14 protein-coding genes are annotated in these 12,475 nt (G+C 63.8%); 9 read left to right on the top strand and 5 right to left on the bottom strand.

What is annotated here, in order from left to right; all coding sequences use genetic code 11:
• Nucleotides 1-30 precede the first annotated feature (30 nt).
• Entirely contained in the window at nucleotides 31-576 is a 546-nt protein-coding gene (locus tag ACCD03_RS02745; RefSeq protein ID WP_413410729.1) for a DUF4166 domain-containing protein, read from the bottom strand.
• 9 nt (nucleotides 577-585) lie between these two features.
• The gene (locus ACCD03_RS02740) at nucleotides 586-1,665 is read right to left on the bottom strand and encodes an NAD(P)/FAD-dependent oxidoreductase (protein WP_413410728.1); all 1,080 of its coding nucleotides are present in this window, start codon (nucleotides 1,663-1,665) and stop codon (nucleotides 586-588) included.
• 151 nt (nucleotides 1,666-1,816) lie between these two features.
• On the opposite strand from ACCD03_RS02740, the gene ACCD03_RS02735 reads away from it, so the two are divergent.
• The 8 genes from ACCD03_RS02735 (at nucleotide 1,817) to ACCD03_RS02700 (ending at nucleotide 8,938) form a co-directional block, all read left to right on the top strand.
• Nucleotides 1,817-2,677, top strand: coding sequence for a 3',5'-nucleoside bisphosphate phosphatase (locus tag ACCD03_RS02735; RefSeq protein WP_413410727.1), 861 nt, complete (start codon nucleotides 1,817-1,819; stop codon nucleotides 2,675-2,677).
• A gap of 13 nt (nucleotides 2,678-2,690) precedes the next feature.
• Nucleotides 2,691-3,314, top strand: a complete 624-nt coding sequence (locus ACCD03_RS02730; protein WP_413410726.1) for an L-threonylcarbamoyladenylate synthase — start codon at nucleotides 2,691-2,693, stop codon at nucleotides 3,312-3,314.
• Nucleotides 3,315-3,381: 67 nt separating this feature from the next.
• A complete protein-coding gene (locus ACCD03_RS02725; protein ID WP_253536835.1) occupies nucleotides 3,382-4,047 on the top strand; it encodes a site-2 protease family protein in 666 nt (221 codons plus the stop codon).
• Nucleotides 4,048-4,068: 21 nt separating this feature from the next.
• Nucleotides 4,069-5,271: a tryptophan--tRNA ligase gene (locus ACCD03_RS02720; protein WP_045204325.1), complete on the top strand. Its 1,203-nt coding sequence runs from the start codon at nucleotides 4,069-4,071 to the stop codon at nucleotides 5,269-5,271.
• A gap of 10 nt (nucleotides 5,272-5,281) precedes the next feature.
• The gene (locus ACCD03_RS02715) at nucleotides 5,282-5,848 is read left to right on the top strand and encodes a class I SAM-dependent methyltransferase (RefSeq protein WP_413410725.1); all 567 of its coding nucleotides are present in this window, start codon (nucleotides 5,282-5,284) and stop codon (nucleotides 5,846-5,848) included.
• A 118-nt stretch (nucleotides 5,849-5,966) separates the two neighbouring features.
• Entirely contained in the window at nucleotides 5,967-6,851 is an 885-nt protein-coding gene (dapA, locus tag ACCD03_RS02710) for a 4-hydroxy-tetrahydrodipicolinate synthase (protein ID WP_024976031.1), read from the top strand.
• Nucleotides 6,852-6,921: 70 nt separating this feature from the next.
• Nucleotides 6,922-8,118 (top strand): outer membrane protein assembly factor BamC, encoded by a 1,197-nt coding sequence (bamC, locus tag ACCD03_RS02705; RefSeq protein WP_253536840.1) that lies wholly within the window; start codon nucleotides 6,922-6,924, stop codon nucleotides 8,116-8,118.
• Between the two features lie 34 nt (nucleotides 8,119-8,152).
• Nucleotides 8,153-8,938: an MBL fold metallo-hydrolase gene (locus ACCD03_RS02700; RefSeq protein WP_413410724.1), complete on the top strand. Its 786-nt coding sequence runs from the start codon at nucleotides 8,153-8,155 to the stop codon at nucleotides 8,936-8,938.
• Nucleotides 8,939-9,096: 158 nt separating this feature from the next.
• On the opposite strand, the gene ACCD03_RS02695 is transcribed toward ACCD03_RS02700, so the two are convergent.
• A complete protein-coding gene (locus tag ACCD03_RS02695) occupies nucleotides 9,097-9,342 on the bottom strand; it encodes a hypothetical protein (RefSeq protein WP_413410723.1) in 246 nt (81 codons plus the stop codon).
• Nucleotides 9,343-9,580: 238 nt separating this feature from the next.
• Nucleotides 9,581-10,810, bottom strand: a complete 1,230-nt coding sequence (locus ACCD03_RS02690) for a JmjC domain-containing protein (RefSeq protein ID WP_413410722.1) — start codon at nucleotides 10,808-10,810, stop codon at nucleotides 9,581-9,583.
• Nucleotides 10,811-10,821: 11 nt separating this feature from the next.
• Between ACCD03_RS02690 and ACCD03_RS02685 the strand changes: the two genes are divergently transcribed.
• Nucleotides 10,822-11,346, top strand: a complete 525-nt coding sequence (locus ACCD03_RS02685) for an FKBP-type peptidyl-prolyl cis-trans isomerase (RefSeq protein ID WP_004626161.1) — start codon at nucleotides 10,822-10,824, stop codon at nucleotides 11,344-11,346.
• Between the two features lie 48 nt (nucleotides 11,347-11,394).
• Here ACCD03_RS02685 and ACCD03_RS02680 read toward each other — a convergent pair whose 3' ends face one another.
• Nucleotides 11,395-12,471 (bottom strand): hypothetical protein, encoded by a 1,077-nt coding sequence (locus tag ACCD03_RS02680; RefSeq protein ID WP_325654932.1) that lies wholly within the window; start codon nucleotides 12,469-12,471, stop codon nucleotides 11,395-11,397.
• Between the last annotated feature and the right edge of the window lie 4 nt (nucleotides 12,472-12,475).

Here is a 12,475-nt window from a genome sequence, read left to right as displayed (position 1 = left end):
GCGCATGGTAGATGGCATCGCAGACAATGATCATTCGTGCTCCATCGTCGTCAGGTCTAGATAACCTCGATACGCCGCGACTACCCCCAAGAATGGCAAGCTGGCGCGTACGTTGAAATGGAAGCGGTCACCCTCGCCGGATTCCTCTGCCAACACGGCCGGCCGTAGCCATGCCGGGCAGGGGATACCGAGGAAGCGCAACCCTTCCAGGCGCATCCGCAATACGCCGTGCCCCGCTTCCAGCGCAAAGAACAGACGCACCGCACCGAGCCGCTCCGTGATTCGACCCTGATGCAGCGACAACGTTGAGCGCATCGTGTGGTGCGGGAAATGGCGCGTCCAGGTTTCTTCCGTGGCTGCGGCGTTGAGCGTGATTCGGATCGGGCCACGTGTCGATGTGCGCGGCGTGCGGATGCACCAGGCAAGGCCGCGTGCGAGGCGCGAGGCGGGCGGCTCTGTTTCAACTTCGCCGTGCAGCGTCACTGCGCCGGTCATTCGGTGAAACGTCTGCACCGCCGGCGCCAGTTGCGCGTATCGCGTGCCGAGCACGGTTTCGTAGAGCGATGGCGCGCGCATGCGGGTGACTTACTCCGCAGCCACATGCAGCTTCGTCTGCAGCCCCGCGTCGTTGCTCGAATGCGTATGCACGAGCGTCTTGTCCGGATTCGCGTAGCGGTACGCGCGGCGCAGCGCCATCGCCACCTCATGGAAGCCCGACAGAATCAGCTTCTGCTTGTTCGGATACAGCGCGATGTCGCCGGCCGCGAACACACCCGGGCGCGAGGTCTCGTAAGCCGTTGTTTCCACCGTGATGCGGCCCGCGCGCATCTCCACGCCCCAGTTGACAATCGGGCCGGGCTCGGAGACCAAGCCATACAGCGCGATCAGTTCATCGCAGGGCAGCACGGTTTCGCCATCGCGCCCGCGGATGGCCGCGCCGGTGAGTGTGCCGTCCGGCGTGCTGTCCAGGCGCGAAAGCATGCCGAGCACAAAATCCATTTCGCCGGCGGTGACGGCGGCGCGCATTTCAGCGACGCTTGCATCGGCTGCGCGGAAGCCCTCTCGCCGATGGACCAGCGTCACGCGTGCGGCCACTTTGCGCAGCGCGAGCGCCCAGTCAAGCGCGGAATCTCCGCCGCCGGCGATGATGACGCGTTTGCCCGCGAAGCGCGCGGTGTCGCGCACAGCATAGTGCAGATGGAGGCCTTCCAGCGCGGCCGCTTCAGGCAAAGCCACACGTTGTGGGGTGAACGCGCCGTTGCCTGCCGTGATGAGCACGGCGGCGCAGTCGAACACGTCGCCGGCGCTGGTGGTGACGCGAAAGCGCTGGCCGTGCTCGCTTTCCAGCGTTTCCACGGTTTCGGCGCGGCGACCGCAGAGAATGGGGTAGTTGAACGGCGCGCACTGGGCCATCAGCCGGTCGACGAGTTCCTGCGCCGTACACGAAACCAGCGCAGGGATGTCGTAGATCGGTTTTTCCGGGTACAGCTCCGTGCATTGGCCGCCCGGGCGGTCCAATGCGTCCACCAGCACACACGACATGCCCAGCACGCCGGCCTGAAAGGCTGCAAATAGGCCCACTGGCCCCGCACCCACAATGAGCACGTCGATGCGTTGCTGCAAGGGCTGAGGGATATCGGCGGGGGATGTGGCGGCGGAAGTCATGGCAAAGCGTCGAGGACGAAGCAATGCGGCCACTATAGCCTGCAGCAAGCGCCGCGCCGCGAACACCGCCACGGGCAGTCGGGTCTTCCGAATGCCGATCTTTAGTGGGGTGAGGTCCCCCGGTTGCGCGCCGCAGCAGTAAAATGGCGGAATGCCAAACCTCTCCGCCGCCTCCGCCAGAAATGCCGATCTGCACTGCCATTCCACGGTGTCGGACGGCATGCTCGCGCCGCACGAAGTGGCCGCCCGTGCTGCTGCTCACGGCGTGACGCTCTGGGCGTTGACCGACCACGACGAAGTGGGCGGGCAGGCCGCCGCGCGCGAGGCCGCAGCGGCGCTGGGCATGGATTACCTCTCGGGCGTAGAGATTTCGGTTACCTGGGCGGGACGCACGCTGCACATCGTCGGCCTGGGCATCGATCCGGATAACGCTGATCTGGTACAGGGGCTGGAACGCACACGTTCCGGCCGCGGCGCGCGTGCTGAAGACATCAGCGCCGCGCTGGCCAAGCTCGGCATCGAAGGCGCCTACGAAGGTGCGTTGCGCTACGCCGGCAATCCCGACATGGTTTCGCGCACCCATTTCGCCCGCTTCCTGGTCGAGCACGGGCACTGCCGCGACATCCACGACGTGTTTGATCGCTACCTGGGCGACGGAAAGCCGGGCTACGTGCCGCATCGCTGGGCGCGCTTGGCCGATGCGATCAATTGGATCAAGGGCGCGGGTGGGGTCGCGGTGATGGCGCATCCAGGGCGCTACACCCTGTCGCTGGTCGAGCGCGGTGCGCTGTTTGATGAATTCAAGGCGCTAGGCGGCGAGGGCGTCGAGGTCATCACCGGCAGCCATACGCCCGACCAATACGCACTGTACGCCGACGTGGCCCGCCGTTACGGCCTGCTGGCGTCGCGCGGTTCAGACTTCCATGGCCCGGGCGAGGGCCGTGTCGAACTCGGCACGCTGCCGCCGCTGCCCGATAACCTGACGCCGGTGTGGAGCCGGTGGATGTCCTGAGCGCGCGGCTGCCATGTCCCAGTTCTTCCAGATTCACCCGACCACCCCGCAAGGGCGCTTGATTCGCCAGGCCGTGGAGATCATCCGCGCTGGCGGCCTTGTCGCGCTGCCCACCGATTCCTGCTACGCGCTCGCATGCCATCTGGACGACAAATCGGCAGTCGAGCGCCTGCGCCGCGTGCGTGGCATCGATGAGAAGCACCATCTCACGCTGATGTGCCGCGACCTTTCCGAGCTGGCCACGTTTGCGCGCGTCGACAACAAGCAGTATCGCGTGCTGAAGGCGGCGACGCCGGGGCCGTTCGTCTTCCTGCTGGAGGCCACCAAGGAAGTGCCGCGCCGGCTTTCGCACCCGTCGCGCAAGACCATCGGTCTGCGCGTGCCGGAGCACGCGATTCCGCTGGCGCTGATGGCGGAGTTGGGTGAGCCGCTGCTCTCGGCCACGCTGCAACTGCCCGGTGACGACGAGCCGCTCAACGAGGCCGAGACCATTCGCGATCGGCTCGAAAAGCAGCTCGAACTCGTCATCGACGGCGGCCCGGCCCCGGCCGAACCCACCACCGTCATCGACCTGACGAGCGGCGAGCCCGACCTCGTGCGCCGCGGCCGGGGCGATCCGGCCCGCGTGGGCCTGTAGGCGAGCCCTTGGCGCGCGCTACGGGTGGCACCGTGCCGTGGCGCGCGCTTGCTACAATAGCCCGCCTATGGACCCCACATTGATCCAGAACATCGCGGTTTACGCGATTCCCGTCCTGTTTGCCATCACGCTGCATGAGGCGGCGCATGGCTATGTCGCCAAGCATTTCGGCGACGATACAGCCTATGTCATGGGCCGCGTCAGCATCAATCCGCTGCGGCACATCGATCCCATCGGCACAATCGCAATGCCGCTGCTGCTGTATTTCGCAACCAAAGGCGCTTTCGTGTTCGGCTATGCCAAGCCGGTGCCGGTGCGCTTCGGCCGTCTGCGTGATCCGCGCTGGCATGGCATGTGGGTGGCGCTGGCAGGGCCGGCCACCAACTTTGGCCAGGCGATCTTCTGGGGCGTGCTGGCGGTTGTGTTCGCGATGGGCGGGGTGAACGAGCCGTTCCTGATCGGCATGGCGCGCGCTGGCATTCTCGTCAATATGGTGATGGCGGCGTTCAACATGTTTCCGCTGCCGCCGCTCGATGGCGGGCGCGTGCTGGCAGCACTCTTGCCACCTCGGATGGCGCTCGGTCTGTCGCGTATCGAACCGTTCGGCTTCTTCATCGTGATGGCGTTGATCATTTCCAACGTCATCACCAATGTCTGGATGCGCCCGATCATGGCGCTGCTGTTTCAACTGCTGCAGTGGATTCTGAGTCCGCTGCAGATGCTGTTTTCCTGAGTCTTCAACTCCATTTCCCACATGTTTCCTGACCGCGTTCTCTCTGGCATGCGTCCGACCGGTGCTCTGCACCTGGGGCATTACCACGGCGTCTTGAAAAACTGGGTCCGGCTGCAGGCCGAGTACCCGTGCTTCTTCTTCGTCGCCGACTGGCATGCGCTGACCACGCACTACGAGTCACCCGAGGTGATCGCGGAATCGGTGTGGGAAATGTTGATCGACTGGCTCGCTGCCGGCGTCGATCCAACGCAGTCCACGCTGTTCATCCAGAGCCGTGTGCCCGAGCACGCCGAGCTGTTCCTGTTGCTCTCGATGGGCACGCCGCTGGGCTGGCTTGAACGCGTGCCGACGTACAAGGACCAGATCGAGAAGCTCAAGGAGAAGGATCTCTCCACCTACGGCTTCCTCGGCTACCCGCTGCTGCAGGCCGCTGACATCTTGATCTACCGCGCCGGCTTCGTCCCGGTGGGCGAAGACCAGGTGCCACACGTCGAGATGACGCGCGAAGTTGCCCGCCGCTTCAACTACCTCTATGGCCGCGAACTGGGCTTCGAAGAGAAAGCGCTGGAAGCGGCCAAGAAGCTCGGCGGCAAGCGCGCCAAGCTGTATCTGGAACTGCGCACCGCGTATCAGGAGCGTGGCGAAGACGAGGCTCTGGAGCAGGCTCGCGCACTGCTGGCCGAATCCCAGAGCCTCTCGATGGGCGACCGCGAACGCCTGTTCGGCTACCTGGAAGGTGCCCGCAAGATCATCCTGCCCGAGCCGCAGGTGCTGCTGACCGAGGCATCGCGCATGCCGGGTCTCGACGGCCAGAAGATGTCCAAGTCGTACGGCAACACGATCCGCATGCGCGAGGACAAGGAAACCGTGGAGAAAAAGGTCCGCACCATGCCGACCGACCCGGCTCGCGTGCGCCGCACCGATCCGGGCGATCCTGACAAGTGCCCGGTCTGGCAACTGCACCAGGTCTACTCCGACGCCGACACGAAAGAGTGGGTGCAAAAGGGCTGCCGCAGCGCCGGCATCGGCTGCCTGGAGTGCAAGCAGCCCGTGATCGACGGCATTCTGCGCGAACAACAGCCGATGCTCGAACGCGCCCAGAAATACATGGACGATCCGTCATTGCTGCGCGCCATCATCGCAGATGGCTGTGATAACGCGCGTAAGGTCACGCAAGAGACCATGCGCGAGGTGCGCGAGGCGATGGGTCTGACGTATAGCTGATGAGTCGTTGATGTCTGCTGTCGCATTGGATCCGCACACGCTTGCTGCGCCGTCACCGTGGGTGGCGCGGTGGGCGGCTGAACTACCGGCCGGCGCCTCCGTGCTGGATGTGGCTTGCGGCAGCGGCCGCCACGCACGTTGGCTTGCTGCACATGGCCTGCAGGTGACGGGCATCGACCGTGACGCGGCAGCGCTTTCGGGCCTCGCGGGCATCGTCCAAACCATCGTCGCTGACATCGAAGGAAACCCGTGGCCGTTGCCCGCCGGGGCCACTTTCGATGCCGTTGTCGTCACGAATTACTTGTACCGACCGCTCTGGCCGCGTTTGCTGGCGTCCGTCGCGCCGGGCGGCCGCCTGATCTACGAAACCTTCGCCGTTGGAAACGAAACCGTCGGGAAGCCGTCCAATCCGGCATTCCTGCTGGCGCCGGGCGAATTGCTCGATGCCGTGCGCGGCCAACTGCGGGTGATCGGCTACGAAGACGGTTTTCTCGCGTCGCCTCGAGACGCTTATGTGCAGCGTGTTTGCGCGGTTCGCGAGCCGGCCGGGGCGGTTGCGCCGCGCTACGCACTTTGAAGTTGCTGAGGACGGCGGCTTACCCGTCTCTTGGCGGGTCTCAGATGTGGCGAATCCGTTCTGACGATCCGGTACAATCCGACTGTTTACGTTCACGCTTTTGTCTGCTTTCGAAACCATGATCCAGATTTCCGGCAGTCTCGTCGCCATCGTCACGCCCATGCACGAGGACGGCAGCCTTGATTTTCCGTCCCTGCGCAAGCTCATCGACTGGCACATCGCCGAAGGCACCGACGGCATCGTGATCGTCGGCACCAGCGGCGAATCGCCGACCGTGTCGGTGGAAGAGCACCGTGAGCTGATCCGCGTGGCGGTTGAACAGGCCAATAAGCGCATCCCCATTATTGCCGGCACCGGCGGTAACTCCACCACCGAGGCCGTCGAGCTGACGGCCTATGCCAAACAGGTGGGCGCTGATGCGTCCCTGCAGGTCGTGCCGTACTACAACAAGCCGACGCAGGAAGGGATGTACCTGCACTTCCGCAAGGTAGCCGAGTCGGTGGATCTGCCGGTCATTCTGTACAACGTGCCGGGCCGCACGGTGGCCGATATGACGGTCGAAACCATGCTGCGCCTGGCCGAAGTGCCGGGCGTCATCGGCGTGAAGGAAGCCACTGGCAACATCGACCGCGCTGCGCACCTCATCAAGGGCGCACCGGCCTCGTTCAAGATTTATAGCGGGGATGACCCGACGGCCATCGCGCTGATGCTGCTGGGCGGCCACGGCAATATTTCCGTGACAGCCAACGTGGCGCCGCGTGCCATGCACGAACTGTGCGCAGCTGCCATGCGTGGTGACGTGGAAACGGCTCGCCGCATTCACATGCAATTGCTGTCGGTGCACAAGAACCTGTTCGTCGAGTCGAATCCGATTCCCGTCAAGTGGGCTCTCCAGGCCATGGGCAAGATGGAAGGCGGCATCCGCCTGCCGTTGACGCCGCTGGCACCCCAGTATCACGAGGTTGTGCGCGCATCCCTGAAGGATGCCGGGCTGCTCTCCTGATTGTTTCAAGGCCCCTCCAGACGCTTCTGGGCCCTTAAGCCATCGTTCTCATCTGAAGGATCGCAAGTCAATGAAACTGCACCAAACCCGTCGCGGGGCTGTGGCGACGTCCGCTCAACTGTTGCTGGCCGCTCTGTCGGTTGCCCTGATTTCCGGTTGCGATACCGTCAATGAGGCGATGCAGCCGGACCGCATCGATTACAAATCGCAGGCCAAGAAGGGCCCGACGCTTGAAGTCCCGCCCGACCTGACCGGCATCCAAGCCGACCGCCGCTATGCCGCGCCGGATACGGGCACCACCACGCTGTCGGCCTACACGTCGACGGCGCCCAAGGTTACGACGCCTGGCTCGGGTACCGACAACGTGCTGCCGGCCGTGTCCGACATGCGCATCGAGCGCGATGGCAATCAGCGCTGGCTGGTCGTCAAGACCACGCCGGATGCTCTGTGGCCGCAATTGCGCACCTTCTGGCAAGAACTGGGTTTCCTGCTGGTGATCGACTCGCCAGAGACCGGCATCATGGAAACCGACTGGGCCGAGAACCGCGCGAAGATTCCGCAGGACATCATCCGTCGCACCGTCGGCAAGGTGTTCGATGGCCTGTACTCGACGTCGGAGCGCGACAAGTTCCGCACCCGCATCGAGAAGGGGCCGAATGGTTCGGTCGAGGTCTACATCTCGCACCGCGGCGCCCAGGAACAACTGGTCGGTTCGTCCAAGGACCAGACTGTGTGGACGCCGCGTCCGGCCGATCCCGAACTCGAGGCCGAATTCCTCTCCCGCCTGATGCAGCGTCTGGGCGCCAGCAAGGAAGCCGCGCAGCAGAAGCTTGCGCAAACGCAGGCTGCGCATCCGGTGCAAGACGGCACGAAGGCTGAACCGGCCCCGCGTACCGGCCCGTCGCTGCTGACGCAATCGAATGGCCAGCCGGTCCTGCAGGTGCCGGAGCCCTTTGATCGCGCCTGGCGTACCGTGGGCCTGGCGCTGGACCGTGTGAACTTCACCGTGGATGATCGCGACCGCTCGCAAGGCGTGTACTTTGTCCGCTACGCTGATACGCGTGCCGAAGCCAACGCGCCGGGCTTCTTCTCGCGCCTGTTCTCGGGCACGAAGATCGAAGACCTCAAGCGCGCCAAGCGTTACCGCGTGGTTGTGAAGGACGCAGGCACGTCGTCGACGGTGCTTGTGCAGAACGACGATGGCTCCGCGCAGACCGGCGACATCGGCAAGCGCATCCTGTCGCTGCTCGACGAGCAACTGCGGTAATCAGCATCATGCAGTACGGCTGCCTGGGTGGGCGATGACACTGAGATTCGCCAGCCTTGGCAGCGGCAGTGAAGGGAATGCGCTGCTCGTCGAATCCGCGAGCGGAGCGACGTGCACGCGCATTCTGCTGGATTGCGGATTCGGTATCCGCGAGACTGTGAGGCGGCTCGAACGCTTGGGCTGTACGCCGGAATCCCTCAACGCCATCCTCGTCACGCACGAGCATAGCGATCACGTTGGCAGCGCCTATGCGGTTGCTGCCAAATTCAATATCCCCGTCTGGACCAGCCACGGCACGTATCGCGCCACGGAAAACCTGCGCGGCGCTGACCGTGCGGCCGTGCGTTTCTGCCGCGCCGACGATATGTTCTGTGTTGGCGATCTGCAAATCTTGCCGTACACCGTACCGCATGACGCGCGCGAGCCGCTGCAGTTTGTTTTCGATGACGGTGCGCGGCGCCTGGGTGTGCTCACCGATGCCGGCATGTCGACGGAATACCTTTGCACTCATCTGACGGGCATGCACGCCCTCGTGCTCGAATGCAATCACGACCGGGAGATGCTGGCCAACTCAGCCTATCCCTGGTCATTGAAGCGTCGTATCGGTGGGGATTTTGGCCACCTGGCCAATGACATTGCCGCCGCGATCCTTACCCGCGTGCGCCACGACGCCTTGCATACGGTCGTGGCGGCGCATCTGTCCAAGCAAAACAACACGCCGCTATTGGCCGCTGAGGCGATCGCGGTGCCGCTGGGGGCCAGTGTTGAAGACGTGCCGATTGCGGATCAGGAAGAGGGGTTGCTCTGGCGCACCGTATAAGTGCAACAGGACCGATCGAAGCGGCTTGTAAGATTCAGAAACAACTTTGAATGGCAGAGGGGCAGCGCGATTGATGCCCGGATGCTCCAGCGCCAGATTGCGCCCATAAAAAAAAGGCCGACTCGAGAGTCGGCCTTTTTGTCTCGCGAGAAACGCGATTATTGCTTAGCAGCCGGGGCCGAAGCGTCAGCAGCCGGAGCCGATGCAGCAGCGCCCGAAGCAGCCGGAGCGGCAGCGGCGTCCGAAGCAGCCGGGGCAGCAGCAGCGTCCGAAGCAGCCGGAGCAGCAGCGGCCGGAGCCGAAGCTTCCGGAGCAGCAGCCGGAGCAGCGGCTTCTTCCTTCTTACCGCAAGCAGCCAGAGCCACAGCAGCCATCAGCGAGGCGATCAGGAGAGACTTTTTCATTTTTTCGATCCTTAAACTGAATATGGAAAGCGGACAACAGAAAGGCGATGAATAATTACCGGTAATTATCGCTCAGGTACTACACCTTCTTCTATGCTGGCAGCCAAGTCGCACGAGGGCTGCTCGGCTTGCAAGCTAGCGTCGGATTATAGCGACCTTTACCTACCATGTGTAGCGGAGTCGGGGCTGACGCACGTGCGATTCAGGCGCTTTTGTAACGATCTGTTTCAGCGCGGAATTATCGCTGTCCCGGTCCAGCCAGCCTCAGCCAGCCTTCTTCGTACCATGCATGCAGCGTATCCATCAGATCCGGCAAGCCGGCCGCCGCATCGACGGAAGCAGCGCTCGCACGACGTGCGTCCGCCAACGCGGAAAGCCACGCAAGCAACGTTCCCGAAGGCTCGAACGTATCGCCGTTGATCCAGAATCGGTGCGCGTCATACAGCGCCTGCGTGCGCGCGTCGAGCACGATGCCTTCCTTGCGCGCCCGGGCTGTGAAGCGGGCGAGCGGCAAACGGGGCTGCGTGACGAAGTCGACGTGATCCTTGGGCTCGGAAAGGTACGCGCCGAGGAATTCACCGACGAGTTCGGGTGTCCAGCGCAGCGCGTTGAGCTTCTGGGCAAGCGCCTTGACCATGGCAGCCGGTAGTTCGCCGGGGCGGGCCGTGGGTTTTTGTTCGGGATCGGCGTACCGGCCTTCGAAGTTGGGGTCGTCTTCCAGCGTTTGCGACAGGAAGCCCAGGAAGTGGCCGGCCAGCTCGCGGTACGAGGGTGAGCGGAAACCAATCGAGTACGTCATGCAGTCGCCCTCTGCCACGCCATCGTGTGCGTAGTGGGGGGGCAGATACAGCATGTCGCCGGGCTCGAGCACAAATTCCTCTTCAGGCTGGAAGTTGGCCAGGATTTTGAGCGGCAGATCGGGGACGAGCGTGAGATCGTCCTGGGCGGAAATGCGCCAGCGGCGTTTGCCGTGCGCCTGCAGCAGGAACACGTCGTACGAATCGAAGTGAGGGCCGACGCCGCCGCCGTCAGTGGCGAAGCTGATCATCACGTCATCGAGCCGCGCGTCGGGGATGAACCGGAAGCGCTGCATGAGCGCTTCAACCGCGGGCTCGACGAGGTTTGCGCCTTGCACAAGCACCGACCAGTTGCGCGTCTTGCGTGAAGGCAGCGGGCGTTCGTCGAAGGGGCCGTGGTTGAACGACCAGCGCCCGCGCGATTGCGCGATCAGGCGGGACTCGACATCGGGGCGCTCCGCCAGGGCAAGGACACGTTCCGGCGATAGCGGAAAGTGCAGTGCACGCATCTCTTCCGGGGATAGTGCCTGCCGGATCAGCAGAGGTTTTTTCTGCCAGTGCGTGCGCATGAAATCGCGCGGCGACAGCCCGCCGAGGAGTTGCGCTGGGCGCTCTAGCGGAAGAGCGGGTTGGACGCCGCCATCGGCAGCGTATAATGGGACTTCGTTCATGGAGTGCGCAATTGAAAATCGCGAAGAATACGGTGGTGTCGGTGGCTTACAAACTGTCCGACGCGCAGGGCAACGTCATCGAGGAATCCGATGAGCCGATGGTGTATTTGCACGGCGGCTATGATGGCACGTTCCCCAAAATCGAGGAAGCGCTGGACGGCCAGGAGCAAGGCTTTGAGACCAAACTGCAGCTCGAGCCGGACGACGCTTTCGGTGACTACGATCAAGAGCTGATCAAGATCGAGCCGCGTGATCGCTTTCCGGAACCGCTCGAAGTTGGCATGCAGTTCGAGGGAGTGCCTGAAGATGGCGATGAGGAAGACGCCATCGTCTACACCGTCACCGACGTGGCGGAAGACAAGGTCGTGCTGGATGGCAACCACCCGCTGGCCGGCATGGCGCTGCGCTTTGACCTGAAGGTCACGGAAGTTCGTGAAGCCACCGCTGAAGAAATCGAGCACGGCCACGTGCACGGTGAAAACGGCCTTGAAGTGGTGGACGAGGACGAAGACGACAAGCCGCACACGCTGCACTGATCGGCAAGTCCATCGAGATGCAAGAACGGGAGCTTCGGCTCCCGTTTTTTATTGCACCGGCGCTGGCGTGATTTCCGGCGCCGGGGCAGGGGTGTTGTCGAGGCGACGGCTGCGGAGATGAAACAGCGGCGAGTGGCCTGGTGTGACGGACACTTCCAGCCAGCGATCAAGCACTGGCGAACCGTAGGTCCGGGCGCGCATGACGTGCGAGTCCGGGCGGCCGTTTTCGTCCTTGAGCGGGCGGTCGAGCATGAAAGTCTGGCTGGCGCCGTGGATGAGTAGGACGGCGCCGCCGTACTCGCGCGTGAGCGTTCGCAACTGGCGCTTGAGTGCCAGGTAGCCGTCATGGGAGCGCCGCCGCAGCAAGCCGTCGAACAGGTTGGGCGCGTGGCGCCGCTCCCATCCGTCCTCAAAGAGCGGATCGGCCTGCATCATGATGACCACGCCGGCCATCTTGCGTTGGCGTGCGACGGCAAAGGCGCGTGCTAACCATTGGCGATTGGCTTCGAGGCGATCTTCGTATTCGCCGTTGCGTCCGCCTGCGATCTTGTAGTTGTTGTTGTCGCCGGGCACGTTGAGGGTGACGAACAGCACGTCGTTCATCGCCCAACGCGTATTTTCGCGGTAGCTGCGGAACTTGGCCTGATCGGACTGGCGCATGACGGTCATGGTGCGCTGGCCGAGCGTGTTGTCGTCCGGGTAGAACAGCTCGCGCAGGCGCAACAGGCGCTCCACCGGGTCGAAGCTGCCGGCGGCGGGGCGCTGGCAGTCGCTCCAGTCGTGGTCGCCCGGGATGTAGACGACGGGGGCGATCAGGCTGTCGAGCAGGTCATGGCGCGCTTCAAGCAGCGTGTCGGAGCACGATTCATCGCGGCCCTTGAGGTTGCCCAAGTGGACGACAAAGGCGGGGTGTTCGGCGTCGATGGCGTCCAGCAGCGTGCGCGCGGGAGCGACATCTTCGGCGCGCTCGGGCACGTTGCCGATCACCGTAAAGGTGAAGGTAGCCGGCCCATCAGTCGTAGGCTTCGTGCTTTTGGCCGCCGCCGGTACAGCCGTCGGCAGCAGCATCACCAAGGTCATGGCAATGCATTGGAGCGTGCGGGAAACTGAGCCGGGCCGGGTCATCGGA

The sequence above is a fragment of the Ralstonia sp. Ralssp135 genome (assembly GCF_047304345.1).
Taxonomy (GTDB): domain Bacteria; phylum Pseudomonadota; class Gammaproteobacteria; order Burkholderiales; family Burkholderiaceae; genus Ralstonia; species Ralstonia chuxiongensis.
This window is presented reverse-complemented; position numbering and strand designations above follow the sequence as displayed.

Coding starts and splice junctions, on each gene's coding strand:
- dapA (WP_024976031.1), top strand. CDS start 5,967: ATGATCCAGATTTCCGGCAGTCTCGTCGCCATCGTCACGCCCATGCAC.
- ACCD03_RS02690 (WP_413410722.1), bottom strand. CDS start 10,810: ATGAACGAAGTCCCATTATACGCTGCCGATGGCGGCGTCCAACCCGCT.
- ACCD03_RS02730 (WP_413410726.1), top strand. CDS start 2,691: ATGTCCCAGTTCTTCCAGATTCACCCGACCACCCCGCAAGGGCGCTTG.
- ACCD03_RS02695 (WP_413410723.1), bottom strand. CDS start 9,342: ATGAAAAAGTCTCTCCTGATCGCCTCGCTGATGGCTGCTGTGGCTCTG.
- ACCD03_RS02740 (WP_413410728.1), bottom strand. CDS start 1,665: ATGACTTCCGCCGCCACATCCCCCGCCGATATCCCTCAGCCCTTGCAG.
- bamC (WP_253536840.1), top strand. CDS start 6,922: ATGAAACTGCACCAAACCCGTCGCGGGGCTGTGGCGACGTCCGCTCAA.
- ACCD03_RS02700 (WP_413410724.1), top strand. CDS start 8,153: ATGACACTGAGATTCGCCAGCCTTGGCAGCGGCAGTGAAGGGAATGCG.
- ACCD03_RS02735 (WP_413410727.1), top strand. CDS start 1,817: ATGCCAAACCTCTCCGCCGCCTCCGCCAGAAATGCCGATCTGCACTGC.
- ACCD03_RS02725 (WP_253536835.1), top strand. CDS start 3,382: ATGGACCCCACATTGATCCAGAACATCGCGGTTTACGCGATTCCCGTC.
- ACCD03_RS02680 (WP_325654932.1), bottom strand. CDS start 12,471: ATGACCCGGCCCGGCTCAGTTTCCCGCACGCTCCAATGCATTGCCATG.
- ACCD03_RS02745 (WP_413410729.1), bottom strand. CDS start 576: ATGCGCGCGCCATCGCTCTACGAAACCGTGCTCGGCACGCGATACGCG.
- ACCD03_RS02720 (WP_045204325.1), top strand. CDS start 4,069: ATGTTTCCTGACCGCGTTCTCTCTGGCATGCGTCCGACCGGTGCTCTG.
- ACCD03_RS02715 (WP_413410725.1), top strand. CDS start 5,282: ATGTCTGCTGTCGCATTGGATCCGCACACGCTTGCTGCGCCGTCACCG.